Genomic DNA, 24,926 nt, shown 5'->3' with positions numbered 1-24,926 from the left:
TACGGCCCCGCCGCGGGCGGCCGTGCCGCCCTGATGGTGATTTTCCCGGTGTAGGCCTCGTTGTGGTCGGGGCCCTTCCCGGACTGCGTGGACTCGTGCCGCCGCTGTTTCAGCTCTTCCCTGGCGGCAGCAGATTCCGTGCGGGTGGGGACGCCCGTGGCGTCAAAGATGCCCAGGACGCTTCCCAGCGATCCCGTTGCCCCCTTGGCGTTTCCGCGACGCTTCAAGACGGACATTCCCGCCACGGTGAACCCGGCGATTAGCGCGAGGCAGGCCACCACGGTGAGCAGCGCGTCCATGCCTCGCCCCGGCTCAGCGTGCGATCTTGAAATTGAAGTTTGCGGTCCCCAGCGCGCCCCAGAGCCGGATCCAGACTGGCAGGAGCATCTCGGTGCCGCGTGCCGTGGTGATGTCGCCCAGGTCAATCACGTCCTGGTGCCCAAGGCTCTTGAGGAGCGTGACCACTTCATGCTTGGCGTCCGCATCGTTGCCCGAGACGAACACGGAGTGGTCGCCGCCCGCCGCGCGGCCGGGATCAACCATCAGACTTGCGTTCATCGTGTTGAGGGTCTTGACCACTTTGGCTTCGGGGAACTTCCGCTGGATCTGCTCCCCCAGGCTGTCCGTGTTGACCGGGTTGAGCGTCGGCGGCATGCCATGGGAGAAATCAAGGGGATTCGAGATGTCCAAGAGAATCTTGCCGGCAAGATTTTCCGCACCCGCGGCAGAGAGCGCAGCGATGGAACTTGCACCTTCAGTTGCGTTGATTACCAGCTCCGCGCCTGCAGCCACATCGGCGTACGCGGCCAGGTGGACGTGAGGGTGCTCCTGGAGCCACGTGCCGAAGGGAGCCGCACCCATGGCGTCCGGCTCCGTGCGGGCAAGGGTCGCCTTCGGGTCGCGGGTTCCGATGACGATTTCATGGCCGAGACTTGCCAGCGCTCCGGCCATGGTCCGGCCAACGGTCCCGGTTCCTAGTACAGCAATTTGCATGGCGTTCTCATCCTCTGGGCGTTGGTTAGGTTCTTGGGGTAGACAGGTTCGTCTACCCGTGGGCTTGACGGTATCAGGCCGATCCGAGCACCGCAAGGGATCGGCTGAAGGCAAAGTGGTAACGACTGACAATTATTGAAATCTGTCAGCTGATTCTTGTAAGCTCGCTTTATGACCACTTCCATGCAAGCTTTCCGCCGCACCCTCGGCTCCGCCGGACCCGCCACGGCGCCCATCGGGCTGGGCCTCATGGGCATGTCCGACCTCTATGGACCCGCGGACGACGCGGAGAGCGTCGCCACAATTCAGGCTGCCCTCGACGCCGGCGTCACCCTGCTGGACACGGGCGACTTTTACGGCATGGGGCACAACGAGCTCCTGCTGCGCGACGCCATCCGCGGCCGGCGCCGCGAAGACGTGCAGATCAGCGTCAAGTTCGGCGTCCTGCGGGACGCGCGCGGGGGATGGAACGGCGTCGACACCCGGCCGGCAGCCATCAAGAACTTCCTCGCCTACTCCCTGCGCCGCCTCGGCACCGACTACGTCGACATCTACCGGCCGGCCCGCCTCGATCCCGCCGTCCCCGTCGAAGAAACCATGGGCGCGCTGGCCGAGCTCGTGAAACAGGGCCTCATCCGCCACATCGGGCTATCGGAGGTGGGGGCTGAAACGCTGCGCCGGGCGCACGCCGTGCACCCGGTCTCAGACCTGCAGATCGAATACTCGCTGATTTCCCGCGGCCTCGAAAAAGAGATCCTGCCCGCAGCCCGTGAACTGGGAGTCGGAATCACCGCCTACGGTGTCCTGTCCCGCGGCCTCGTCTCTGGCCACTGGCCCGCCCAGGCCGAGGGCGACCGCCGGGACTTCCGCGCCCATCTCCCCCGGTTCTCCGGCGAAAACCTGCAGCGCAACCTCGAGCTCGTCGAGCGGCTGCGCCTCATTGCCGACAGCAAGGACGCCACCGTGGCCCAGGTGGCCATCGCCTGGGTGCTGTCGCGCGGTGAGGACATCGTCCCCCTGGTGGGCGCCCGCCGACGCGACCGGCTGGCCGAGTCCCTCGGAGCCGCCTCGCTGACCCTCTCCAGCCAGGATCTCGCCGACATCGAAGCGGCCGTTCCGGCTGACGCCGCCGCCGGTACACGCTACGACGCGGGCCAGATGGCCATGCTCGACAGCGAGCGGAAGTGAGCCCTGCCGCCGTCGTACTGACGGAAGAGCGCATCCTGGACGCCGCCGAGGACGTCCTTCGCCGCTTCGGCCTGGCAAAGGCCACAGTGGTGGACGTTGCCAAGGTCCTTCGCGTGAGCCACGGCAGCGTCTACCGGCACTTCCCCACGAAAGTTGCGCTCCGGGACGCGGTGGCAAGGAGGTGGCTTGACCGGATCATCGAACCCCTGGATCCGTCGCTGGACACCGCCGGCCCCGCGTCCGAGCGGCTCCTTCGCTGGCTTCAGCGGCTCGCGGCCATCAAACAAGGCATGGCATTGGAAGACCCCGAGCTGTTCGGGACCTTCAGCCAACTGACCGCTGAGGCCAGGGAAGTGGTGGCCGCCCATGTGAACCACCTCGCCGCACAGCTGACCGAAATCATCGCGGACGGCATCGAAAACGGCGAGTTCGCCCGGACGGAGGCGGTCACTGCCGGCCGCACCGTCCTGTATGCCACTGCCCGGTTTCACCACCCGCTGCACGCCGCGGAGTGGGCGGATCCGGCGATCCATGACGATCTGACGGAAGTGTGGAAGCTGCTGGTGAACGGTCTGGACGCCCGCCCCTGACCTGCGCGGGCGGGTTGGCCTACCAGCCGCGCGGGCGCCCGCCCCAGGCCCCGGGCGGGTTGGCCTACCAGCCGCGCGGGCCCCGCCTGAGACAGACTTGTCTGTGTACCATTGACGTATGACGACGCGAGCAGCCTCCGCACCGCAGGCTGTCCGAACTTCCGCCGGCCCCGCCAGGGAGAAGATCCTGGCAACCGCCTTCAGGTTGTTCTACGCGCACGGCCTGCGCGCCGCCGGCATTGACACCATCATCGCCGAGTCCGGGATCTCCAAGGCCACGTTTTACAAGTACTTTCCGGCGAAGGACGAATTGATCCTGGCCTACCTGGACAGGGTCGACGCCATCTGGACCGGCCAGCTCCACGCTGCTGCGGAGGCCGCAGGACCGGACCCGGCGGCACAGCTCGTTGGGCTGTTCGATGCCCTGACCTCTGCCTGCCGCCGTGACGGCTACCGGGGCTGCGCTTTCATCAACGCAGCGGCCGAGTCGGCATCGGGAACCCCCGTTCACGAACGCACGGTTGCGCATAAGAGGGCTGTGCTGGCGTGGATGCAGGGGCTCGCTGCCGAGGCGGGCGCCGCGCGTCCGGACCGGCTCGCACGCAGCCTGTCGCTGATCCTCGACGGCGGCCTGGCCAGCGGTGTGCTCGACGGTGACCCGGAGGCCGCCGAGACAGCCAGGGATGCTGCCTCCCGGCTGATCGCTGCAAGCTTGGGCGCCGCGGAGTAAGGTTGCCGCGACGGCCGCCCCACCTTGGAGGAACAATGAACACTGCCCCTGATGCCATCGTGGAACGCTGGAACCGGTTCCGCGCCAACCGCAACAAAGCATTGGCCGGTGACTACGGCTGGTTGACGCTCACGTCGTTCCAGTGGCTGGAAACCCAGCCCGCCGCCGTCGACCTCGCCCCGGGACTCTGGTCAACGGACGGCACGACGGCGTTCCTCACCGCGGGGTCGGCGGACGGGCTGACGCTGGTGGACTCCGGGCAGCCGGTGGACGGCACCATTTCCGCCGTACTGGCGGACGAGGAGTCGCTGATGTGGGTTCAGTTCGGCGGCCACGACGGCAAGCAGGTGGTGGTGGAACTGGCCATGCGGGCGGACAAGTACGCCATCCGCACCAGGGATTCGAAGTCGCCGGTGTTTACCGAGTTCGACGGCGTGCCCACCTTTGAGTACCGCCCCGACCTGGTGATCGAAGCAAGTTTCCGCGCCTATCCGGAGCCCGTGGACGTCCCGATCGGCACAGCGAATCCGCTGGTGGACGGCGTGCACCGGACCGTGGGCGAACTGGTGTTCCGGCTGCCCGGCAAGGACCACGAGTTCCACCTGCAGGCCGAAGAAGAAAAGCTCGGCGCCCTGACCGTCACGTTCCACGATGAGACCAACGGCGATTCAACGGACGACTGGCGCAAGGTGTCCACTGCGAAGCCGAGGCCGGACGGATCAGTGGTCCTCGACTTCAACCGCGCCATCAACTACCCGAGCGCCTTCACGCCTTACGGGACCTGCCCCATGCCGGTGAAGAACAACAGCCTGGACTACCGGATCGAAGCCGGCGAGAAGGACCCGATGATCGCCGACTGAGCGCGAACGGACACTTAAGCCCCCACGGTGAGGGGCCTCAAGTGTCCGTTCGCGCTCAAGGTTCACACTCGGGTGAGGGGCCTCAAGTGTCCGTTCGCGCTCCAGGCTCAGACGATCGCGGATACTCCGGTGACGGCGCGGCCCACGATCAGCGTGTTGATCTCGAACGACCCCTCATAGGTGTAAATGGCCTCGGCGTCGGCGAAGATCTTGGCCATCCGGAAGTCCGACACAATCCCGTTGCCGCCCAGGATGGACCTCCCCATGGCCACGGTTTCGCGCATCCGGGCACTCGTGTACGACTTCGCCAGCGCCACCTGGGCCATGTCCGCCTTGCCCTCCTGCTGCAGCTGCGCGATCCGGACCATCATGCCCATGCTGGCCACGGCATTTCCCAGCATGGTCACCAGCTGCTGCTGGATCAGCTGGAATTTGGCCAGCGGACGCCCGAACTGCTGGCGTTCGACGGCGTGCTGCCGGGCGACGTCGAACGCCGCCAGCTGCTGGCCCACCGCCTGCCACGCCACCATGATCCGGGACCCCCGGAGCAGTTCGTTGGTGTCCTCGAAGCTTCCGATGCCGGCGAAGCGGTCTGCCTCCGCCACCCGCACATCCCGGAAGACAATGTCCGCGTTCTGCACCGTGCGCAGGGCAATCTTGTTCTCGATCCGGCTTCGGCCCACCCCGGGCAGCGTCGCGTCCACGATGAATCCCCGGATGGCGCCGTCGGCCTCGTCCCGCGCCCAGACGAGCATGTAGTCGCAGAACGTCCCGTTGCCGATCCAGCGTTTGGCCCCGTTGAGGACCCAGACGTCGCCGCCGCCGTCGGCAGTCCCCGTCGGGCCGGACACGCGGCGCGCCCGTGTTTCCATTCCGCCGGCCACGTCGGAGCCGTGCTCCGGCTCGGTCAGCGCGAAGGCGCCGGTGGTGCGGAGGTTGGCGGCGTCGTCGAGCAGGCGGGCCTTCTGCTCGTCGGAGCCGAATCCGTACAGCGACTCCACGAAGAGGTCATGGTGCACCAGGAAGAATGTGGCGATGGACGTGTCCACCCGGGTGATCTCGGCGATCACCAGGCCCGCGAACAGGTGGCTGTAGCCGCGCTGGGCCGGTGCGCTCAGTTCCAGGGCCGCCAGCTTGGGCAGGATATGGGCGGGGAATTCGGCGTTGTTCCACCATTCTGTGGCGAACGGCGCGATCTCGGCGGCCAGGAATTCCCGCAGCTCCTGCAGTTTTTGCCGTTCGCGTTCGCTAAGCAGCGATTCGAACCCGAAGAAGTCGGCGGTAGGCAGAGAATCCACAGCGTTCGCAGCCGGGTCCGGCATCCCCGGAATTGCCGCCGGCATCACTTCGGCCCCATCCGGATGGCGCCGTCGAGGCGGATGGTCTCGCCGTTGAGCATGGCGTTGTCCACGATGTGCGCGGCCAGGCTGGCGTATTCGGCGGGGCGGCCGAGCCGTGAGGGGTGCGGAACCTGCTGTCCCAGCGAATCCTGGGCGTCCTGCGGCAGTCCGGCCATCATGGGCGTCTCGAAGATGCCCGGCGCGATGGTGACCACGCGGATCAGGGAACGGGCCAGTTCGCGGGCAATCGGCAGGGTCATTGCCGCCACGGCCCCTTTGGAGGCGGCGTAGGCGGGCTGGCCGATCTGGCCGTCGAACGCGGCCACGGAGGCGGTGTTGATGATGACGCCGCGCTCCGGGCCGCCGAGTTCGGTCGAGACGGGCTCGGTGGCGGCCATGGCAGCGGCCGCCAGGCGGATCACGTTGAAGGTGCCCACCAGGTTGATCTGGATGACGCGGTTGAAGGTCTCCAGCGGCAGCACACCATCGCGGCCCAGGACCTTCCCCGGCGTGGCGATGCCCGCGCAGTTCACCACTATGCGCAGCGGCCCCAGGGCGACGGCGGCGTCGACGGCGGCCTGCACCTGGTCCTCGCTGGTTACGTCGGCAGGAACAAAAACAGCGGTTCCGCCGGCAGCGGCCCCGGCACCACCCGACGCACCTGCCTCGGTTCCGGCGCCGCCGAGGCCGTTCAGCTCGGCCGCGAACTCCTCGCCCCGCGAGGAGGGCAGGTCCACCAGCACCACGGAGGCCCCGGCGTCGAACAGACGCCGTGCCGTCGCGGCGCCCAGCCCGGAGGCCCCGCCCGTAATGAGCGCGACAGTACCTTTGATGTCCATGCATCCTCCTTGATGTGGAACCGGAACCCCGGTGTAACGCTAGTTAATGAATGTTAACTGGAATAGGAGCAAACCGCACACCCGCCCGCCGCCCCGGACGCGCCCCGGACGGCCATCCCGGCTGCGCCCTGTCCGGACTCCGGGCTACGCTGGCACCATGATCTCCCCGGACGCCGCCACCCCCGCGGACTGGCCTGTCCGCGCCGACGAGGCCGCCCGGTCCGTCACCAGGATGTTCGGGCAACGGCTGTTCTTCCTCCCCGGAACGCATATCGCGGCCATTGAACGGCCGTCCGGCAGGCTGAAGAACCTGAGGCGCCCCTGGCACTACTGGTGGCAGGCCCACTACGTGGACTGCCTGGTGGACGCCGGCCGCCGGGAGCTGGCGAAAGGCGCAAGGTTCGACGGCGGGAGCCGGCCCAGCGCCGGACGGCTGGCCTCGCAGCTGGTCACCGGCATCCGGCTGCGCAACTTCCTGACCGTGGTCAACAACTACTACGACGACATGGCCTGGCTCGCACTATCCACCCTCCGGCTTGCGAACCTGGCCGAGCAGACGCGGAAGCCGGGCGCCCGCCGCCACGCCCGGATCCGGAAAAGCCTCACGCTGCAGTTCGATTCCGCGTCCACGGACGACCTGGGCGGCGGCACCTTCTGGAGTACCAAACGGGACTTCAAGAACACACCTGCCACGGCGCCGGTAGCGCTCTACTATGCCCGCACCGGGAATACGGCCAAGGCGCAGGCCTTGGTGGACTGGCTCCACACCAAGCTGTTCGACCCCGCCCAGGGCATGTACCAGGACGGCCTGCGGATCGGACCCGACGGCAAGGTGGTGCTGGAAGCCGCCATATACACCTACAACCAGGGTCCCGTCCTGGGTGCGCTATTGGAGCTCGGCGGCCAGCCTAACCTTGACCGGGCGGCCAGCCTGGTGGATGCCGTGTCCCGCAACCTGACGCGCCCCGCCATCCTGGCTTCCGGCAAGACTGCCGCTGTGCTCCGCTGTGACGGAACGGGCGACGGCGGCCTGTTCACCGGGATCCTGGCGCGGTACCTTGCGCTGGCGGCAGTGGACGGACGGCTCTCCGACCGGACGAGGGCCGTCGCGGCAGCTCTGGTCATCGAAACCGCGCAGGCACTCTGGGAGGGGCGCCGCACCGTGGGAACCGACGAGCCTCTGGCGCGGGACGGTGCGCACCTCGTGTTCCCGGTATATCCCGAGACGCCGGCGAGCGGCTCGTATCCGGCCGGTGCCGCCGTCGAACTTTCCACCCAGCTCCAGGCCTGGATGGTGCTGGAGGCCGCCGCCGCAGTGTGGGCCATCCAGAATTAAGTCACGTAAAAGTTCCGTAATTGATGTGATCCTGATCACTTAAGGCCGCTTCGACTTGGTCTCTTAGGTTTGGCTAACCTACAGTTTTTGGCAGTGAGCATGCCCTAACTTCCCCCTCACGCGGACTCCGGTCCACCAAGACTTTTTTCCAGAAAGAAGCCCCCAATGAAGATCCGCACCAACGCGCTGGCAGGAATCGCACTCGCCGCCACCGCAGCCCTCGGCCTGGCCGCCTGCGGCTCCGGAAGCTCCACCCCCGCCGCCAGCACGGCGGCAGCGGACGGCAAGGCTGCCGGCGAAATCACCGTCTACAACGCCCAGCACGAAAGCCTCACCAAGGAATGGATCGACGCTTTCACCGCAGAAACCGGCGTCAAGGTTACGCTGCGCCAGGGCTCGGACACCGAAATGTCCAACCAGATCATCCAGGAAGGCGCAGCCTCCCCGGCCGACGTGTTCCTGACGGAAAACTCGCCCGCAATGGCGCAGGTTGAGAACGCCGGACTCTTCGCGGACGTGGACAAGGCCACCGTTGACCAGGTGCCCGCCGCTTTCCGCCCCTCCACCAACAAATGGACCGGCATCGCAGCCCGCTCCACCGTGCTGGTCTACGACAAGGCCAAGCTGAGCGAGGCCCAGCTGCCCAAGTCCATGCTGGACCTGGCCAAGCCGGAGTGGAAGGGCAAGTGGGCCGCTTCACCGTCCGGCGCCGACTTCCAGGCCATCGTTTCCGCGCTGCTTGAGCTCAAGGGCGAAGCCGCGGCCGAGGAATGGCTCAAGGGCATGAAGGAAAACTTCAAGGCCTACAAGGGCAACAGCACGGCAATGAAGGCTGTCAACGCCGGCGAAGTCGACGCCGCCCTGATCTACCACTACTACTACTACGGCGACCAGGCCAAGACCGGCGAGAACTCCAAGAACGTCACCCCGTACTACTTCAAGAACCAGGACCCGGGCGCGTTCGTCTCCGTGTCCGGCGGCGGCGTGCTGAACTCCTCCAAGAACGCAGCGGCGGCGCAGGCCTTCCTGAAGTTCATCACCGGCAAGAAGGGCCAGGAGGTCCTGCAGAAGGGCACCTCCTTCGAGTACGCCATCGCCTCCGATGTCCCGGCCAACGACAAGCTGGTTCCGCTGACCGAACTGCAGGCGCCCACCGTTGACCCGGCCAAGCTCAATTCCGAAAAGGTTACCGAGCTGATGACCAAGGCAGGACTCCTGTAAATCAGTGCCAACTGACCTAGCGGCACCGGACACTTCCGGAAGCACGACGACGGCGGGTAGGGGCAAGCGCCCCCGCCCGCCTTTCGGCGTTTCCGCAGTATCCGTCATCGCCGTCCTCATTGCCCTGTTTTCCCTGATCCCGCTGGGGTACGTCATCGTGATGACGGCCGCCACGGGGTGGGACACCGCCGTCGCGCTGATCTTCCGTGAGCGCGTCGGTGAGCTTCTCCTCAACACCGTGCTGCTGATGGCCATCACCGTGCCGCTCTGCGTGGTCCTGGGCGTGGGCGGCGCCTGGCTGGTGGAACGGACCACACTGCGCGGGCACAAATGGTGGGCCGTCCTGCTCGCCGCGCCGCTGGCCATCCCGGCCTTCGTCAACAGCTACGCCTGGGTCTCCGCGGTGCCCTCAATGGGCGGTCTCTGGTCCGGTGTGCTGATCGCCACGCTGTCCTACTTCCCCCTGGTCTACATCCCGGCCGCCGCGACACTGAGCCGCCTGGACCCGGCCATCGAACAGTCCGCCGCATCGCTGGGCCTGGGCGCGTGGCGCACCTTCTTCCGGGTGGTCCTCCCCCAGCTCCGCATCGCCATGACCGGCGGGGCGCTGCTGGTCTCGCTGCACCTGCTGGCCGAATACGGCGCGTTCGCGATGATCCGCTTCGACACCTTCACCACCGCGATCATGGTGCAGTACCAGTCCACGTTCAACGGCACCGCCGGGAACATGCTGGCCAGCGTGCTCGTGTTCTTCTGCCTCATCCTGCTCCTGGTTGAGGTGCGAAGCCGCGGCACCGCACGCTACGCGCGGGTGGGGTCCGGTGCGCAGGCCAGGGCGCTGCGCCTGCCGCTGCACGCCTACCAGGTTCCGTCCCAGCTCTTCCTGACCGCCCTAACCGCCCTGGCGTTCGGCCTTCCGCTGATGTTCGTGCTGCGCTGGATCGTCGCGGGCGGGGCGGACATCTGGGTGGCCGACGAATTCCTTCCCGCCCTGCTGCAGACCATGGGCTACGGCCTGACCGGTGCAGCGGCCACCACCGTGGTGGCATTCCCCATGGCCTACCTTGCTGTCCGGCACCCGAGCTGGTTCAGCAAGGCACTGGAACTGTCCAACTACATCACCAGTTCCATGCCGGGCATCGTGGTGGGCCTGGCCTTCGTGACCGTCAGCATCAGGGTTGCCCCGGGCTTCTACCAGACCACGGTGCTGCTGATCGCGGCCTATGTGCTGCTCTTCCTGCCGCGCGCACTGGTGAACATCCGGGCCGGGCTGGCCCAGGCGCCCAAGGAACTCGACGAAGCCGCCCAGGCGCTGGGCAAACCGCCGCTGGTCTCCTTCATCCGCGTCACGCTGCGGCTCACGGCGCCCGCAGCGGCGGGCGGCGCTGCACTCGTGTTCCTTGCCATCGTCAACGAACTCACCGCCACCCTGCTGCTCTCCCCCAACGGCACCCGCACCCTTGCCACCGAATTCTGGAGCAAGAGCAGCGAGATCGACTACGCCGGCGCGGCACCGTATGCGCTGTTGATGATCCTCATCTCCGCCCCCATGACCTACCTCCTCTTCCAGCAGTCCAAGAAAGTGGCCGGACAGTGACCGATTCCTACACTTCCCGCGATGCCCCCTCCAGGCTTCCGGAACCGCGGATCGCCGCGTCCGTGGCGCCCAGCACCAACAGCCACCTGGAGATCGAGTCCGTCACCAAGAACTTCGGTTCACAGGCGGTCCTCAAGGGCGTCAACCTGTCCGTGGCCAAGGGCGGAACCACTGCGATCGTCGGCCCCTCCGGCTCCGGCAAGACGACCTTGCTGCGCCTGATCGCCGGCTTCGAGCATCCCGATACCGGCAGCATTTCGCTCAACGGCGCCAAGGTGGCCGGCGAGGGCTTCTGGGTGCCGGCGCACAAGCGCCATGTCGGCTACGTCGCCCAGGACGGCGCCCTGTTCCCGCACCTCACGGTGGGCCAGAATGTCTCCTTCGGCCTCAGTGCCAGCCACCTTTCCGGCGGGCGGCGCGAGGTCGCGGCCCGGGTGGGCGAGCTCCTGGAGATGGTCTCCCTCGATCCGTCCATGGCCAAGCGCCGGCCGCACCAGCTCTCCGGCGGTCAGCAGCAGCGGGTGGCACTGGCCCGGGCCCTGGCCCGCGAGCCGGAGCTGATGCTGCTGGACGAGCCCTTCTCCGCGCTGGACGCGGGCCTCCGCGTTGCCACCCGCCGCGCGGTGGCCAAGGTCCTCAGCGAAGCCGGCGTGACCACCATCCTTGTCACGCACGACCAGGCCGAGGCGCTCTCCTTCGCGGACCAGGTGGCCGTGATGCGCGGCGGCAGGCTGGCCCAGATCGGCAACCCCTTCGTGGTCTACACCCGCCCCGCGGACCGGGCAACGGCGGAGTTCCTGGGCGACGCCGTCATCCTGGACGCCTGGATGGAGGGTTCGCTGGCCACGTGTTCGCTGGGCGGCATCCCGGTGCGCAGGCCCCCGGCCCAGGGACGCGTGCAGCTCATGCTGCGGCCCGAGCAGATCCGCATCGCGGAGGACGGCCCCATCCGCGGCGTGGTGGTTGATACGGACTATTTCGGCCCGGAAACAACCGTGCGCCTGAAACTGGCCGTGCCGCCGGAGCTGGCAGCCGGCGCTGTCCCGGACCACCGGTTCCCGGGCGGCGGCGAAGTGATCACCATCCGGCACTGGAACGCCTCCATCGCGCGGCCGGGCATGGAGCTCTGCCTGCGCGTGGTGGGCGAGGCCGTGGCCTTCCCCATGGACGAGGACGCCAGCGCCTGACGCTTGCTACTCCGCGGGGCGCCCGCCCGCACGGGCGTTTACTCCGCGGGGCGCTTCTTCTGCGGGTACGGGGTTTCGCCGCGTGCCAGCATCTCGACGAATCCTGCGATCTTGCGTTCCCTGGTGGCCGCCTGCTTGACCGAGTTGGTGCGGTAAATCAGGGCGAAGCGGTTCACCGACGTCAGCACATCGAACATGGCCTGCGCCCGCGGTTCGGCGGCGATGGCAGCCGCCAGGTCCGCCGGCACTTCGGCGGAGGCCGCCCCGGAATACGCCACCTCCCAGCGTCCGTCCGCTTTTGCGGCTTCGACGGCGGCCCGGCCGGCCGCGGTCATCCTGCCCGCTGCCTCGAGCTTTTCGATGCGGTCAACGTTCCGGGCCGACCATACGCTCTTGGGGCCGCGGCGCGTCATCCGCTGGAAGGAGCTGTCGTCGTCCCGCCTTCTGCCCTGGCCGTCGATCCACCCGAAGCACAGCGCCTCCTGCAGCGCGGCCTCGTAGTCCAGCTCGGTGGTGTTGCCACCCTTCTTGTGCAGCACCAGCCAGACGCCAGGGCTGGTGGTGTGGTGCTGTTCCAGCCAGCTGCGCCATTCGGCGGCGTCCTTCACCAGCAGTTCTTCAAGTTCGATGGCCATGGCACCATTCTGCTACCCGGCATTACTTAATCAAGGCGTGGCATCATGGCAGTGTCGCCGTCAAAGTCATCGCAAAGCGAGCCCAGGAGTGTCCCATGCTGCGTGTCCGACCCGTCCATTTCACCTCCCGCCCGGACCAGTGGGAGCAGCTCCTCACGGAGCTGGGAATGGTGAAGACCGTTGATGACGGTCCCTGGAAGGAGTACGACGCCGGTTCGGGCCGCCTGGCGCTGCATTCCGCCGAAGCCGGTTCCGCCGAAGACGGCACGACGGCGTTCGGCGTCGAAGTGGGCGACCTCGCCGAATTCGCCCGGCGGACCAACCTGGCCTCCGTGGAGGACGGGACCACACCGGCCGAACTGGTCGACGCGGACCACGGGGCCTCCTGCCGGATCACCGGCGAGGACGGTTTCAGCTTCTTCGCGGACAAAGCCGCCCACGGCGCCCAGTGCGCGGACGCCGATCCGGGACTCGCCGTCGTCGAAGTCTGGTTCACGCCGGACGCCGCTGCCGCGGCACAGACCCTGCGGAACATGGGCGCCCGGCTCCGGCCGGTGCCGGATGACGACGAAACCGCGGATTTCACCGCCAAGAACGGCGGCGTGCTGATGGTGCGCCCCGTGGACGGCGCCGCCCGGCCCGGGCTGGGCTTTGAGTACACGGGCGAGCTCACGGCCCTGCGGGACCGGCTGGCCGAAGCGGGCATCAACGTGACCATCACGGAGGAAGCGTTCGGGCGGACCCTGCATGTGGCCAGCCCCGACGCGGCAGGCCGGGACGTCCCGGCGCTCTGGGTGTCTTCGCGGCACTGAATCCCCCGATGCCGGCGCTCCGCTCAGTCCTCCAGGGCGCCGTCGCAGAGACGGGCGACCACCTCGGTGAGCATGGTGAGGCCGGCCACGATGTCCTCGTCGGTGGTGTATTCGTGTTCGTTGTGTGAAATGCCGTCCACGCTGGGCACGAAGAGCATCACGGTGGGGACGATGTCCTTCATGTTGGTGGAATCATGCCCGGCCAGGGTCATCACCGGCTTGTTCGCCAGGCCGAGGTCGGCGGCCACCTTCGCTGCCAGTTCCACGCCTTCGGGCTGGTACGGGGTGACCGGCCAGGAGTGGGAATGGCCGCGTTCCACGGTGACGTTCGCCAGCTGCTCGATCTCGGCGATCCGCTGGTGCAGCAGGGCATCGGCCTCAGCCAGTACTGCTTCGTCGGCGCTGCGCAGGTCCAGCAGCAGGTTCACGCGGGACGGCACCACCACCGGCGAGTTGGGGTAGACGGTCAGCTGCCCCACGGAGGTGTGCAGCACGCCGGGGAAGCGGTCGGCCAGCTCCCGGGCGGCCACCACCATCATGGAGGCACCCAGCAGGGCGTCCTTCCTGTCCGCGATCACGGTGGAGCCGGTGTGGGCCTGCTCGCCGTTCACCACGAATTCGTACTTGTTGGCGGCCCAGTTGGAGTGGACCAGGCCGATGGTAACGCCTTCCCGCTCCATGCTCCGGCCCTGCTCGATGTGGATTTCGGCGCAGAAGGCGGCCTGCGGTCCCTCATACTCCCCGCGGCAGCCGATGGCGTCCAGAGCATCGCGGACCGAGATACCGGCGGCATCGGTAGTGGCCAGCGCCGTCTCCAGCTCCAGCTTCCCGGTGTACACCGAGGAACCCATCATGGAGGGCTTGAACCGCGAGCCCTCCTCGTTGAACCAGTTGACCACCGCAATGTTGAAGCGGGGCTGGCCGTCAGGGCCGGAAGCGTTCCACTTCTCCACGAGGCGGAAGGCGGCGTGGGCTGCCGCCAGCACCCCGTAGGCGCCGTCGTAGCGTCCGGCGGTGGGCTGCGAGTCCATGTGCGAGCCCACCACTACGTAGGCGGCACCCGCCACCGCCTCGTAGAGGCCCCACTGGTTGCCGGCGTGGTCGAACCTCACCGTGAAACCCCTTGCCTCCAGCAGGCCCGTGAGCCACTGCCGCTGCTGGCCGTCCGGGACGGAGCCGGCCTGCCGGTCCACGCCGCCGTTCGGGGTGGCTCCGAATTCGCTCATGGTGTAGAAGTCCCGGACGAAAGCGGTATCACGGGCGCTGAGGATTGTTGTTGCGGTCACGGAGTTCCCCTATGAACGGTTGGTGGCTGGACGGATGAAGGTACTGCCGGCGGAGGTGTTGCGGGCTGACTCCCCTACGCGGTCCGCACCCGGGAAGCGGCCTCGCCCGTAGGTGAAGGAGCCGCCGACTGCGGTGGCCAGGACCCGGAGGGCCGCGATGTCCGGGGCGGTGAGCGGCGAGCCGTTCAGGACCGTGAAGTCAGCCAGCTTGCCGGCCCTCAGGGTGCCTTTGAGGTGCGACAGGCCGGTGGCCGCCGCGGCTCCGGTGGTGTACGCCGCCAATGCCTGACGGGGGCTCAGTCGCTCGTCCGGGTTGCCGAAAACGGCCCCTGAGGATGTGCGGCGGTCCACGAATGCCTGCATTCCCCGGAGCACGTTGCCGTCCGCGACGGGACGGTCCGAGCTTCCCGCGAGGGTCACGCCGGCGTCCGTGAACGACGCCGCGCGGTAGGCCCAGCCCAGCCGTTCCGGTCCCAGCGAGGCGGTCATGCCGTCGCCGCCCTCCGCGAAGAAGCTGGCCTGCGGGGTCACCGCGATTCCTGCGTCCGCGAGCCGCTGCACCTGGTCCGGCCTGGTGACGGAAGCGTGCTCGATCCGGTTGGGCAGCACGCGCGGCCCGTATTTGCCGGCGCAGTCCGTGATGATGCTGATCGCCAGGTCCACGGCCCGGTCCCCGATGGCGTGCGCAGCGATGGACCAGCCCGCCGCGTAGGCCGCCTCAATCCTGTTCCGCAGCGCCTCCGGGTCGGCCTGGAAATACCCGGTGTTGCCGCTGTTGTCCGTGTGGCCGTGGCTGCAGTAGTCCTCGCTGACGGCCGCGGTTTCACCCAGCAGCGAGCCGTCCAGGAACACCTTGGCCGGGCCGAGGGAAAGGTAGTCATTCCCGAAACCGCTAGCCATGCCCAGGTCAAGGCCGACAGCTCCGGCGGCTGCCGGCCCCGGCCCGGCGGCTACAGCTCCAAGAGTCCCGTGTCCGTCCAGCGGATGGAGAACGTCAAGGACCGGCATGAGCTGGGCCCGGGCGTGGAGCCTGCCGTGGGCCGCAGCGCGCTGGTAGGCGGCCAGTTCCACCGGGCTGTGGCCGATCCAGCCGCCGCCGATCCCCGCTTCGGTGAAACTGGTGATGCCTTCCGAGGCGTAGTGCTGTGTGGCACGGTCCAGTGCATCCTCGATGGCTTCGAGGGAATACGGCAGGATCAACTCCTGGATCAGCCGCTGCGCCGTCTCCTGGACCAGGCCCGTGGGCCGGCCGTGGGCGTCGCGGACTATCACGCCGCCGTCGGGATCCGGGAACGACGCCGATTCGGCGCCTGCCAGCCGCAGCGCGGCCGTGTTCACCACGGCCATATGGCCGGAGTTGTGCCGGATGAACAGCGGCCGGTTTCCAGTGATCCGGTCCAACACGGCAATGTCCGGGAACCCGCCGCCGTGCTGCGTCTGGCTGAACCCGGTGGCCATGAGCCAGCCGGACGCGCCGACGGCCATGTCCGCCTCAAGCAGGGCGTACAGCTGGTCCAGGCCGCGGGCGCCGGAGACGTCCACTTCGCCCAGGCCCAGCCCGAACCACGTCGTGTGGCAGTGCGCGTCGATGAATCCGGGGGTCACCGTGGCACCCCCAAGGTCCAGGAGCTCGGCCGCGTCCAGTCCGTCCAGCTCGTCATCGAGGCCGGCGATGCGGCCCTGCCAGATTCCCAGCGACGTGGCGTGCGGGCGGCGGTCATCCATGGTGATGATGTCCGCGTTGCGCAGCAGCAGATCGAGTTTCATGGGGTTCCTAGCGTTTGGAACGGGCGGGTTAGCGGTGGGAGGTGGTGACGGACTTGATGCGGGTGTAGTCCTCAAGCCCGAAAACGGACAGGTCCTTGCCTGTTCCTGAGTGCTTGAAGCCGCCGTGCGGGGCCTCTGCCGGGATCACCTGGTGGCAGTTGATCCACACGGCGCCGAAGTCCAGTTCGTTGGACACCCTCGTGACCACGCCGTGGTTGTTGGACCAGACACTGGAGGCCAGCGCGTACTTGGTGCCGTTGGCCAGTTCCAGCGCTTCCTCCTCGGAGCGGAAGGGCTGCACCGTGACCACGGGACCGAAGATCTCGTCGCACACCACCTCGTCGCTCTGGAAAACGCCGTCGATCACGGTGGGTTCGAAGTGGAAGCCCGCCCCGGTCCGCTTGCCGCCGGCCAGGACCTTGGCGTTCGCCGGCAGCCTGGACATGAAGCCCTCCACGCGGTCCAGCTGGGCGGCGCTGTTCAGCGGGCCGAGGTCGGCTGCGTCGCCGCCAACGGTCAGCGCAGACGCGGCAGCGGCAAGCGCTGCACCGAACTCGGCGTGGACGGACTCCTCCACCAGGACGCGGGTCACTGCGGTGCAGTCCTGACCGGCGTTGAAGAAAGCGCCCAGCGCTATCTCCTGGGCGGTCAGTTCAATGTCGACGTCGGCAAAAACGATGGCCGGCGCCTTGCCGCCGAGTTCCAGGTGGACATCCTTGAGCGTTGCCGACGCAGCGGACATGACCTGGGCTCCGGCGCGGGTGGAGCCGGTGATGGACACCATTTCGGGAATCTCGTGATCCACCATCGCGGCCCCGGTGCCGCGTCCGCCGCAGACGATGTTGACGACGCCGGCAGGATAGGCCTGCTGGGCCAGCTCGCCCAGGATGACGGTGGACCAGGGGGTGGTGTCCGCCGGCTTGAGGACCAGGGTGTTGCCGGCGGCGAGGGCCGGTCCGATCTTCCAGATGGCCATCATGAACGGGTAGTTCCACGGGGTGATCTGGGCGACCACGCCGAGCGGCTCGCGGCGGACGGTCGAGGAGAACCCGGTGACATACTCGGTCTGGGCAGTGCCGGAGACCACCCGGCAGGCGCCGGCGAAGAAGCGCAGCTGGTCCGCGCCACGCAGGATCTCGATCTCCCGCGTGACAGCCTTCGGCTTGCCGGTGCAGGCAACTTCCGCCTCGAGGATCCGGTCCACGTTGGCCTCGATGAGGTCCGCGAGCTTGAGCATCATGGCCTGGCGCTCGGCCGGGGTGGTCCGCTTGTAGCTCTTGAAGGCGGTGCGGGCGGCCTGGAAGGCGCGGTCAACGGTGGCGGCATCGCTGTCCGGGGCGGTGCCGAGCTGCACGCCGGTGGCGGGGTCGAAGAAGGGCAGCGTGGCCTGAACCGGGCCGGTTGTCCCGGTCCCGTGGACGGTCCCTCCGTCAGCGCCCCCGTTGGGGATCTCTCCGTTGATGATGTTGTTCAGCGTGATCATGGAACGCTCCGGTCAGTTGCTGGCGGTCTTGGGTGAACGGGTGGCGGGATCCTGCGGCAGGTGCAGGACGGCCGGAAGTCCGGACTCCACGGCGCGGCGGAACGCTGCGGCAAAGTCCTCGGCCTTGTCCACGCGTTCCCCGTAGCCGCCGTACGAGCGGGCCAGGGCGGCGTAGTCCGGGTTGGTCATGTGCGTTCCGGACGGGCGGCCCGGGTAGTGGCCTTCCTGGTGTTCGCGGATGGTGGCGAAGATGCCGTTGTCCACCACCAGGACGATGAACCTGCCGCCGTGCCCCATGGCCGTGGCCACTTCCTGGCCGTTCATCAGGAAGCAGCCGTCGCCGGCAACGGAGATGACCTGCCGGCCAGGATAGGCCAGGGAGGCGGCAACGGCGGCCGGGATCCCCATCCCCATCGCGCCGTTGCGCGGTGCCGCAAGGGAGTTTGCCGAGTTGTGCTTCAGGTAGCGCGCCGGCCACAGCGTGTGGTTCCCGGCCCCGTAAGTGATGACGGCGTCGTCGTCCATTTCCTGCTTGAGGATTTCCATTACGACGGCGAGATCCACACCCGTTCCACCGTCCGGCTGGGCGGACGAGAACTTTTCGTAGTCCGCGCGGGCGTCGGCAAGCCAGCCGGCAGCGGGCTGCACCGCGGAGGCCGTGGCGGCGAGCGCCCGGGAGAACGATGCCACGTGGGCCGGAATGTGCTGGTCCAGCCGGCCGAAGTGGCCCAGCAGGTCGGCATCAAGGTTGACCACCACGCTGACGGCATCCAGGCCGCGCCTGTAGCCGTCCGAAAGAACGTCGGCGCGGACGCAGCCGACGAAGACCAGCAGGTCGGCCTCGTCGAGGCGGCGCGCGTTGTCGTCGCTGCGGGCATAGCCAAGGTAGCCGGCGTAGGCGTCGCTGTTGTGCGGAACCGCATCGTAGGCTCGGAAGTCGGCCAGGATGGGCACGCCGTGGCGGGAAGCCCAGCCGGCCAGCGCCTCCGAGCTTTCCTGGTCCCAGCCTTCGCCGCCCACCACGAGCAGCGGCTTGCGTGCTGCCGCCAGGCGCTCCTCCAGCGCGGCGAGGTCCGAGGCGGTCGGTTCGGTCCGTGCCACAGCCCGGGGTTCCACCGTGCCTTGCTCGATGGCGTGGACCAGGACGTCCTCGGGAAGCCCGATGACCACCGGGCCGGGCCGGCCGCTGAGCGCCGTGAAGATCGCGTCGTCCACCACGCGGGCGGCGGAAGCGGCGTCGTCGAGCGTCACGACTTTCTTTGCAGTGCTGCCGAACCAGGCATTGATGTCGAATTCCTGGAAGGATTCGCGGCCCCGGTCCGCCACCGGGATGAGCCCCACGAAGAGAATCAGTGGCGTGGCGTCCTGGTGCGCGGTGTGGATGGCGATGAAGGCGTTGGCCGCACCGGGACCGCGGGTCACCATCGCCACTCCGGGGAGTTCGGTGAGGCGGCCTTCGGCGAGGGCCATGAAACCGGCGCCGCCTTCGTGCCGGGTCACCACGGTTTCGATGCTGGAGCCGTGGAGGCCGTCCAGCACGTCCAGGAAGCTTTCGCCGGGGACGCCGTAGACGCGCTGGATGCCGGCCCGTTCAAGCTGGGCAACGATGAGGTGCCCGGCCGTGGTTGAGGTGCTCAATGCTTCATTCCCTCTTCTTCGATGCTGAGTGCGGGCAGGAAGATACCGGACAGTGCCGTCATGACGGAGACCACCAGCAGGATGATGGCACCAGGCCAGAACGAGTTGCCGTTGGCGGCCACCAGGGCGGTGGCAACCAGGGGCACGAAGCCCGAGATGACGCCGGCGCTGTTGGAAGTGATGGCCACGCCGGTGTACCGGACCCTGGTGGCGAACAACGCGGTGAGGGCCGTTCCGGACACTGCGTACGGGATGGACAGGGTGCACACGCCGATGATCATGGCGATGATGACCAGCACAGGGTTGGCGGTGTCGATGGCCAGGAAAACCGGGACAGCAACGAGCGCGGAGGCCACGCCGCCCCAGAGGATCACCTTGCTGGCGCCGTACTTTTCGCCCATGCGTCCGGCCCAGATGAGGACGAAGATTTCGAAAACCGCGGCCAGCAGAGAGCCCAGCAGGAGGGTTTCGTAGGGCATTTTGAGGACCTTGGTGCCGTAGAAGACCACAAAGCTGGTGATGAGGTAGAAGCCGCCGATGCCCAGCAGCGCCGAGCACATGCCCACCAGGATCTGGCGCCAGCTCTTGGTCAGGACGCCGCGGATGGGGGCGTGCTCGGTCTCGCCGGACTCCATCGGGGCCTCGAACTCAGGCGATTCGCTGAGCTTGCTGCGGATCCACATGGAGATGGCCAGCAGCGGGATGGCCGCCACAAACGGGATGCGCCAGCCCCAGGCATCGAAGTTGGTCTGGCCCACCAGGTACAGCATTCCGAAGAAGCCGCCGGAGGACAGGATGGTGCCGATCGGCGAACCGATCTGCGGCAGCGCCGCGTACCGTGCCCGCTTGGCCACGGGGGCGTTTTCGACGGCGATAATCACCGCGCCGCTCCACTCGCCGCCGACTGCCAGGCCCTGCAGGATCCGCAGGGCCACCAGGATGATGGGGGCTGCGACGCCGATGGTCATGTAGTTCGGCAGGAGGCCGATCAGGCCGGTCACGATGCCGATTCCCACAATGGTGACCATCAGGATTTTTTTGCGACCCACCTTGTCACCGAGGGCGCCGAAGATGAAGCCGCCGATGGGGCGGGCCACGAAGCCCACGGCAAGGGTGGCGAAGGAGCTCATGGCCGAAACGAACGGATCCTGTGAGACGAAGTACTGGGCGTTGAACACCAGCGCGGCGGCCGTGGTGAACAGGAAGAAGTCGTACCACTCCAGCGCGGTGCCCACGAGGGCAGCCAGGGCCACCTTCCTGGTGACTCGTTCGTCGATAACGCGTGGCGTCTGCGGACCCACTGTGGTGGTGGCGTTGCTTGCGCTGCTTGCCATGATTACTCCAAGTAGTGTGACTGGACGGGAAAGGTGACTGGCGCTGCCCGGGGCCGTCATGCCAGCTGTCGGCTGCGGGCCCTGTGAGCTGCGGGCCCTGTGACTGGGCTCACCCGGCGCTTCATTCCATTCTGCCAGTAGGATTTGCCAAAAAAACTAGCATTGCACCACGGAAATCACGCTCTACACTGTGAAAATGCACAATTTTAGTACTCCCGGAGATGCCATTCGCTGGATCGAGCTGGTGGACCAGCTCGAAGGACGGCTGGACAAGCTCGCCCAGACCTTCACTGCACGGGTTCGGGAAATCCCGGAATACGGCGAAAGCCAGGTGACTGTCCCGGAGATCCGCGACACCGCACGGGAGACGTTCCGGCGCCTCACTCACGGGCTCCGCGGCGGGGAGGCGGACAACGGCCGGGACGGGCTGCTGGCCTTCGCTTCCGACCTGGGCTCCAAGCGCGCCAGGGCCGGGATTCCACCCGAGTCCCTGACCTCCGCGGTGCGGCTGGACTTCAGCATCCTGTGGGCGGAGCTGCTCGAGATCGCCGCCCCGGACGACGCCGGACTGCTGGCTTCCCGCGTGGACCTCGTGTGGCGGGTGGTGGACGAATTCGCTACCAGGACACACATGAGCTACCTCACCGAACGGGTCCGGATGGCCCAGGAGGAGTCCAGCATCCAGCGCGAATTCATCGCCAGGCTGTTCAACCAAAGCACGTTGTCCACCGAAACGTCGGCCCAAGTGGGGTCCGCCCTTGGCATCAGCCCGGATGCGTGGTGCGGACTGGTGGCGGCGGGCGGCGAAGCAGGGGCCGGCCTCAGGGCGGCCTCGGCCCAGTTCGGCTCGGGACTGCAGCTCCGCCACCGGCTGTTCCTGCATGAATCCGGCGGAACCACCTACCTGTTCTGGCCACTGCCCGCACCCCGGGCAACACCGCGGGGCGCCCCCGTCCAGGTCCCCCAGCTGCCGCCCTCACTCGCGGGCATCCCGTGCGGATTCGTCCCCGAAGTGCACGGCCTGCGGGCCCTTCCCGCTGCAGCCCGCACGGCGGAAAGCCTTGCGGCGCTGATCCGTCCGAACGACTCAGGACCGCTCTCCGCGGATGCCGCCTGGGCGCGGCTGGCGAACCAGAACCTCCAGGACGCCGGACTGGACCTCGCCGCCCAGGTGGAGGAGGCGTTGGAGGAATGCCGCGGCGGGGAACGCGAGCGGCTTATGGAAACCGTCCGGCATTTCCTGTCCACCGGGAACATCACAGTGACGGCCGAGCAGCTTTTTTGCCACCGGAACACCATCCTGAACAGGCTCAACCGCTTCGAGGAGCTCACGGGCATCGATCTCACCGTTCCGTCCCAGGCAGCCCGGCTGGTGGTGGCCTGGGCCTGAGCCCGGGCCTGGGCGGCCGCTGATGTCCGGGGCCGCATCGGGCCGTCGCCGTTGTGTGTTTTCACATTGCTGGCGCTTTTTTGATGGTATTTCTGCCATTGAGGTGTGATCCGCTACACACAAGAGTTGTACCTACCTTGCATCGGACGCTCGTCCCCGCACCCCATCTGGAGATACTGATGGCTCAAATGGTAGAAACAACCACCGCCGCAACAGCCCGGCTCGACCTCGCCAAAATGCGCAAGATTGCCCTCGCCAGCGTTATCGGCACCACCGTGGAGTGGTACGACCTCTTCGTTTTCGGAACGGCGTCCGCCCTCGTTTTCAACAAGATCTTCTTCCCGAGCTTCGACCCCATCGTGGGCACCATGCTCGCGTTCGGCACTTTCGCTTCGGCCTACATCGCCCGCATGGTGGGCGCCATCATCTTCGGCCACTTCGGCGACCGGCTGGGCCGCAAATCCATGCTCCTCATCTCGCTGCTGACCATGGGCGCGGCCACCTTCGCCATCGGCCTGCTGCCGGACTACAACAGCATCGGCATCATGGCTCCCCTGCTGCTGCTCTTCCTCCGCGTCATCCAGGGCCTGGCCCTTGGCGGCGAATGGGGCGGCGCGGTGCTCATGACCGTGGAGCATGCACCGGCGGACCGCCGAGGCTTCTACGGTTCGCTGGTCCAGGTGGGCGTCCCCGCCGGCACGCTCATCGCCAACGTGGCCTTCCTCATCGTCGCTTCGACCGTCAGCACCGAAGCCCTCCTCAGCTGGGGCTGGCGCATTCCCTTCCTGGCGTCCGCGCTGCTGGTGGCGGTGGGCATCTACATCCGCCTCAACATCGAAGAAACCCCCTCCTTCCAGGCTGTCAAGGAGGCCGGAGCGAAAGCCAAGCTGCCCTTCGCGGCCCTGATGGCCAAGTACTGGAAACAGGTCATCCTGGGCGGCGTTGCCACCCTGTCCACCGGCAGCACGTTCACCCTCCTCGTGGCCTCCGGCGTCTCCTACGGCAAGAAGGAACTGGGCCACTCGGAGGCCCTCATGCTCTGGGTGGTGCTGGCCGCCTGCGCCCTCTGCTTTGTCCTGATCCCGTTCTTCGGCCGGCTCTCCGACAAGTACGGACGCAAGCCGATCATCTACGCCGGTGTAGCCGCGGAGGCAGCCCTGGCCTTCCCCATGTTCTGGCTGATGGACACCAGATCGGTGCCCCTGCTGTTCATCGCCTACCTGGCCATGATGACCGCTTTCGCCGCCAACTACGGGCCCATCGCCACGTTCCTCGCCGAGCTGTTCGGCTCCAAGGTCCGTTATTCAGGCCTCTCGGTCGCCTACATGCTTTCCGGCCTCCTTGGCAGTGCCGCGACCCCGTTCATCACCACGTGGCTGCTCGGCGTGACGCACCAGAGCTCCTCCATCGCCTGGTACATCATGGCCGCCGCACTGGTATCCCTGGGCGCGCTGTTCGTCCTGACCGAAACCCGCCACGGCAACACCGACGCCATGGACGAGGCACCGGCCGAGGGCTCCCACCAGGCGGTGGCCGCCAAGTGACTGCCACACACCATCCGTCACTTGCCGGACGCAACACGGCAGATCTGTTGCCTGCAGCGCCGGCCGGGGGTGGCACCGTGCGCCGGATCGCCGAAATCCCCGGCGGGGCCGCCGCCGTCGGACCCTTCTCCCAGGCTGTCGTTGCCAACGGCTTCGTCTTCACCGCCGGCCAGATCCCCGCGGTCAGCGGCCTGGACGACCAGCCCGAATCGTTCGCGGACCAGGTGCGCCAGACCATCCGCAACCTCGAGTCCGTACTGATAGCCGCGGGCTCGGGCCTGGAACACGTGGTCAAGGTGAATACCTACCTGACCGATCCCGGGCAGCTTGAGGAGTACAACCGCGTGTACGTTGAATTCTTCGGCGCCGCTAAGCCTGCGCGGACATCCGTCTGCGTCAGCCTCTGGGGTGTGTCCCTGGAGATCGAGTGTGTCGCGGTGGTTGCCGGCGAAGCGTCAGCGACGGTGGCGCCATGAGTGCCACCCGCGTTGAAGGAACCGCCGAGGACCTGGCCAGCGTGCTGGCGGACAGGCTCGCGAACGTCAGCTACCCCACGATCGGCCATTTCCTGGAGGACGGCTTCCTGGATCCTGCCATCCAGTCCCTGCTCGACGGCATCAAGGTGGCCGGACGGGCAGTGACGGTGCGGATCGCGGGGAACGACGCCTTCGCCATGAACCGCGCCCTGCTGGCGCTGCACCCTGGCGCGGTGCTGGTGGTGGACATGTCCGGTGACCACCGCCATGCCCCGGTCGGCGCGGTCACGGCGGCGGCGGCCCTGTCGCGGGGCGCCGCGGGGGTGGTGGTCGACGGCGTGGCCACGGACCTCGCAGAGCTCCGGGCAACCGGCCTGCCGGTCTTTGCCCGCGGTACCTCGTGCCTGACCACGAAACGGATTCACCACGACGGGTCCGCCGTCAACATCCCCGTGATGTGCGGCGGCGTCGAGGTCCGTCCCGGGGACTGGGTGCTGGGGGACAACAACGGGGTCATCGTGCTATCCCCGGAGGCACTGGGCGCAATCCTTGACCGGGCCCTGGCCTCAGACGCCGCCGAACCCGCCCTCCTGGCAAGGATCACGGCAGGGGAACCACTCGATTCAGTCCTAGCAGTGTGAACGTCCGGCGCGGGGTTCGGGCAGGGATGGGGTAGAACT

23 protein-coding genes are annotated in these 24,926 nt (G+C 67.5%); 13 read left to right on the top strand and 10 right to left on the bottom strand.

Annotated features, from left to right (window positions below; translation table 11 throughout):
* Together AC07YR_RS08260 and AC07YR_RS08255 are read right to left on the bottom strand one after the other, a co-directional pair.
* Positions 1-299: hypothetical protein (locus AC07YR_RS08260; protein WP_494733670.1), on the bottom strand; the 299-nt coding region annotated here is incomplete at its 3' end.
* Positions 300-312: 13 nt separating this feature from the next.
* A complete protein-coding gene (locus AC07YR_RS08255; RefSeq protein ID WP_494733669.1) occupies positions 313-993 on the bottom strand; it encodes an NADPH-dependent F420 reductase in 681 nt (226 codons plus the stop codon).
* Positions 994-1,164: 171 nt separating this feature from the next.
* Between AC07YR_RS08255 and AC07YR_RS08250 the strand changes: the two genes are divergently transcribed.
* The 4 genes from AC07YR_RS08250 to AC07YR_RS08235 all read left to right on the top strand — a co-directional run bounded on the left by AC07YR_RS08250 (position 1,165) and on the right by AC07YR_RS08235 (position 4,361).
* Positions 1,165-2,181, top strand: a complete 1,017-nt coding sequence (locus AC07YR_RS08250) for an aldo/keto reductase (RefSeq protein WP_082506784.1) — start codon at positions 1,165-1,167, stop codon at positions 2,179-2,181.
* Entirely contained in the window at positions 2,178-2,771 is a 594-nt protein-coding gene (locus AC07YR_RS08245; protein WP_436056643.1) for a TetR/AcrR family transcriptional regulator, read from the top strand. The genes AC07YR_RS08250 and AC07YR_RS08245 overlap by 4 nt, the downstream gene beginning before the upstream one ends.
* A 118-nt stretch (positions 2,772-2,889) precedes the next feature.
* Positions 2,890-3,501, top strand: a complete 612-nt coding sequence (locus AC07YR_RS08240; protein ID WP_436056642.1) for a TetR/AcrR family transcriptional regulator — start codon at positions 2,890-2,892, stop codon at positions 3,499-3,501.
* A gap of 35 nt (positions 3,502-3,536) precedes the next feature.
* Entirely contained in the window at positions 3,537-4,361 is an 825-nt protein-coding gene (locus AC07YR_RS08235) for a DUF1684 domain-containing protein (protein WP_494733668.1), read from the top strand.
* Between the two features lie 107 nt (positions 4,362-4,468).
* On the opposite strand, the gene AC07YR_RS08230 is transcribed toward AC07YR_RS08235, so the two are convergent.
* The gene (locus tag AC07YR_RS08230) at positions 4,469-5,683 is read right to left on the bottom strand and encodes an acyl-CoA dehydrogenase family protein (RefSeq protein WP_494733721.1); all 1,215 of its coding nucleotides are present in this window, start codon (positions 5,681-5,683) and stop codon (positions 4,469-4,471) included.
* Positions 5,684-5,703: 20 nt separating this feature from the next.
* Positions 5,704-6,540: an SDR family NAD(P)-dependent oxidoreductase gene (locus AC07YR_RS08225; RefSeq protein ID WP_494733667.1), complete on the bottom strand. Its 837-nt coding sequence runs from the start codon at positions 6,538-6,540 to the stop codon at positions 5,704-5,706.
* Positions 6,541-6,697: 157 nt separating this feature from the next.
* Here AC07YR_RS08225 and AC07YR_RS08220 point away from each other — a divergent pair, with 157 nt between their 5' ends.
* From AC07YR_RS08220 to AC07YR_RS08205, 4 genes are all read left to right on the top strand, one after another.
* Positions 6,698-7,876, top strand: a complete 1,179-nt coding sequence (locus tag AC07YR_RS08220; protein ID WP_494733666.1) for a glycoside hydrolase family 76 protein — start codon at positions 6,698-6,700, stop codon at positions 7,874-7,876.
* Between the two features lie 165 nt (positions 7,877-8,041).
* On the top strand, positions 8,042-9,097 hold the full coding sequence (locus AC07YR_RS08215) for an iron ABC transporter substrate-binding protein (RefSeq protein WP_055800881.1): 1,056 nt from the start codon (positions 8,042-8,044) through the stop codon (positions 9,095-9,097).
* A 4-nt stretch (positions 9,098-9,101) separates the two neighbouring features.
* Positions 9,102-10,694, top strand: a complete 1,593-nt coding sequence (locus tag AC07YR_RS08210; protein WP_055800884.1) for an ABC transporter permease — start codon at positions 9,102-9,104, stop codon at positions 10,692-10,694.
* Positions 10,691-11,881: an ABC transporter ATP-binding protein gene (locus AC07YR_RS08205; RefSeq protein ID WP_494733665.1), complete on the top strand. Its 1,191-nt coding sequence runs from the start codon at positions 10,691-10,693 to the stop codon at positions 11,879-11,881. Before AC07YR_RS08210 ends, AC07YR_RS08205 begins: the two co-directional genes overlap by 4 nt.
* 38 nt (positions 11,882-11,919) lie before the next feature.
* Here AC07YR_RS08205 and AC07YR_RS08200 read toward each other — a convergent pair whose 3' ends face one another.
* Positions 11,920-12,516 (bottom strand): YdeI/OmpD-associated family protein, encoded by a 597-nt coding sequence (locus AC07YR_RS08200; RefSeq protein WP_436056636.1) that lies wholly within the window; start codon positions 12,514-12,516, stop codon positions 11,920-11,922.
* A 95-nt stretch (positions 12,517-12,611) separates the two neighbouring features.
* Between AC07YR_RS08200 and AC07YR_RS08195 the strand changes: the two genes are divergently transcribed.
* Complete coding sequence (locus AC07YR_RS08195) at positions 12,612-13,328, top strand: VOC family protein (RefSeq protein WP_494733664.1); 717 nt, start codon at positions 12,612-12,614, stop codon at positions 13,326-13,328.
* Between the two features lie 23 nt (positions 13,329-13,351).
* Here the strand turns inward: AC07YR_RS08195 and AC07YR_RS08190 are convergent, their stop codons facing one another.
* From AC07YR_RS08190 to AC07YR_RS08170, 5 genes are read right to left on the bottom strand one after another with little or no spacing between them, the layout of a single operon-like run.
* A complete protein-coding gene (locus AC07YR_RS08190) occupies positions 13,352-14,614 on the bottom strand; it encodes a M20 family metallo-hydrolase (RefSeq protein ID WP_494733663.1) in 1,263 nt (420 codons plus the stop codon).
* A 9-nt stretch (positions 14,615-14,623) separates the two neighbouring features.
* Positions 14,624-16,381 (bottom strand): amidohydrolase, encoded by a 1,758-nt coding sequence (locus AC07YR_RS08185; protein WP_494733662.1) that lies wholly within the window; start codon positions 16,379-16,381, stop codon positions 14,624-14,626.
* 28 nt (positions 16,382-16,409) lie between these two features.
* Entirely contained in the window at positions 16,410-17,864 is a 1,455-nt protein-coding gene (locus tag AC07YR_RS08180) for a gamma-aminobutyraldehyde dehydrogenase (RefSeq protein WP_494733661.1), read from the bottom strand.
* A 12-nt stretch (positions 17,865-17,876) separates the two neighbouring features.
* Positions 17,877-19,502: a thiamine pyrophosphate-dependent enzyme gene (locus AC07YR_RS08175; RefSeq protein WP_494733660.1), complete on the bottom strand. Its 1,626-nt coding sequence runs from the start codon at positions 19,500-19,502 to the stop codon at positions 17,877-17,879.
* Positions 19,499-20,836, bottom strand: a complete 1,338-nt coding sequence (locus AC07YR_RS08170) for an MFS transporter (RefSeq protein ID WP_494733659.1) — start codon at positions 20,834-20,836, stop codon at positions 19,499-19,501. Before AC07YR_RS08170 ends, AC07YR_RS08175 begins: the two co-directional genes overlap by 4 nt.
* A 196-nt stretch (positions 20,837-21,032) precedes the next feature.
* Between AC07YR_RS08170 and AC07YR_RS08165 the strand changes: the two genes are divergently transcribed.
* The 4 genes from AC07YR_RS08165 (at position 21,033) to AC07YR_RS08150 (ending at position 24,887) form a co-directional block, all read left to right on the top strand.
* Positions 21,033-22,226, top strand: coding sequence for a PucR family transcriptional regulator (locus AC07YR_RS08165; RefSeq protein ID WP_436056629.1), 1,194 nt, complete (start codon positions 21,033-21,035; stop codon positions 22,224-22,226).
* Between the two features lie 179 nt (positions 22,227-22,405).
* Positions 22,406-23,770 carry an MFS transporter gene (locus AC07YR_RS08160; RefSeq protein WP_494733658.1) on the top strand — a complete coding sequence of 455 codons (1,365 nt, stop codon included), beginning with the start codon at positions 22,406-22,408 and terminating at the stop codon, positions 23,768-23,770.
* Complete coding sequence (locus AC07YR_RS08155) at positions 23,767-24,246, top strand: RidA family protein (protein ID WP_494733657.1); 480 nt, start codon at positions 23,767-23,769, stop codon at positions 24,244-24,246. The genes AC07YR_RS08160 and AC07YR_RS08155 overlap by 4 nt, the downstream gene beginning before the upstream one ends.
* Positions 24,243-24,887 (top strand): RraA family protein, encoded by a 645-nt coding sequence (locus AC07YR_RS08150; protein ID WP_494733656.1) that lies wholly within the window; start codon positions 24,243-24,245, stop codon positions 24,885-24,887. Before AC07YR_RS08155 ends, AC07YR_RS08150 begins: the two co-directional genes overlap by 4 nt.
* Positions 24,888-24,926: the final 39 nt, after the last annotated feature.

It is taken from the genome of Arthrobacter sp. GW460-12-1-14-TSB2 (assembly GCF_059423525.1).
Note: the sequence above shows the minus strand (reverse complement) of the source record. Positions and strands in the feature narration are given on the sequence as shown.

Coding starts and splice junctions, on each gene's coding strand:
- AC07YR_RS08255 (WP_494733669.1), bottom strand. CDS start 993: ATGCAAATTGCTGTACTAGGAACCGGGACCGTTGGCCGGACCATGGCC.
- AC07YR_RS08250 (WP_082506784.1), top strand. CDS start 1,165: ATGACCACTTCCATGCAAGCTTTCCGCCGCACCCTCGGCTCCGCCGGA.
- AC07YR_RS08240 (WP_436056642.1), top strand. CDS start 2,890: ATGACGACGCGAGCAGCCTCCGCACCGCAGGCTGTCCGAACTTCCGCC.
- AC07YR_RS08235 (WP_494733668.1), top strand. CDS start 3,537: ATGAACACTGCCCCTGATGCCATCGTGGAACGCTGGAACCGGTTCCGC.
- AC07YR_RS08230 (WP_494733721.1), bottom strand. CDS start 5,683: ATGCCGGACCCGGCTGCGAACGCTGTGGATTCTCTGCCTACCGCCGAC.
- AC07YR_RS08225 (WP_494733667.1), bottom strand. CDS start 6,540: ATGGACATCAAAGGTACTGTCGCGCTCATTACGGGCGGGGCCTCCGGG.
- AC07YR_RS08220 (WP_494733666.1), top strand. CDS start 6,698: ATGATCTCCCCGGACGCCGCCACCCCCGCGGACTGGCCTGTCCGCGCC.
- AC07YR_RS08215 (WP_055800881.1), top strand. CDS start 8,042: ATGAAGATCCGCACCAACGCGCTGGCAGGAATCGCACTCGCCGCCACC.
- AC07YR_RS08200 (WP_436056636.1), bottom strand. CDS start 12,516: ATGGCCATCGAACTTGAAGAACTGCTGGTGAAGGACGCCGCCGAATGG.
- AC07YR_RS08195 (WP_494733664.1), top strand. CDS start 12,612: ATGCTGCGTGTCCGACCCGTCCATTTCACCTCCCGCCCGGACCAGTGG.
- AC07YR_RS08185 (WP_494733662.1), bottom strand. CDS start 16,381: ATGAAACTCGATCTGCTGCTGCGCAACGCGGACATCATCACCATGGAT.
- AC07YR_RS08180 (WP_494733661.1), bottom strand. CDS start 17,864: ATGATCACGCTGAACAACATCATCAACGGAGAGATCCCCAACGGGGGC.
- AC07YR_RS08170 (WP_494733659.1), bottom strand. CDS start 20,836: ATGGCAAGCAGCGCAAGCAACGCCACCACCACAGTGGGTCCGCAGACG.
- AC07YR_RS08165 (WP_436056629.1), top strand. CDS start 21,033: ATGCACAATTTTAGTACTCCCGGAGATGCCATTCGCTGGATCGAGCTG.
- AC07YR_RS08160 (WP_494733658.1), top strand. CDS start 22,406: ATGGCTCAAATGGTAGAAACAACCACCGCCGCAACAGCCCGGCTCGAC.
- AC07YR_RS08150 (WP_494733656.1), top strand. CDS start 24,243: ATGAGTGCCACCCGCGTTGAAGGAACCGCCGAGGACCTGGCCAGCGTG.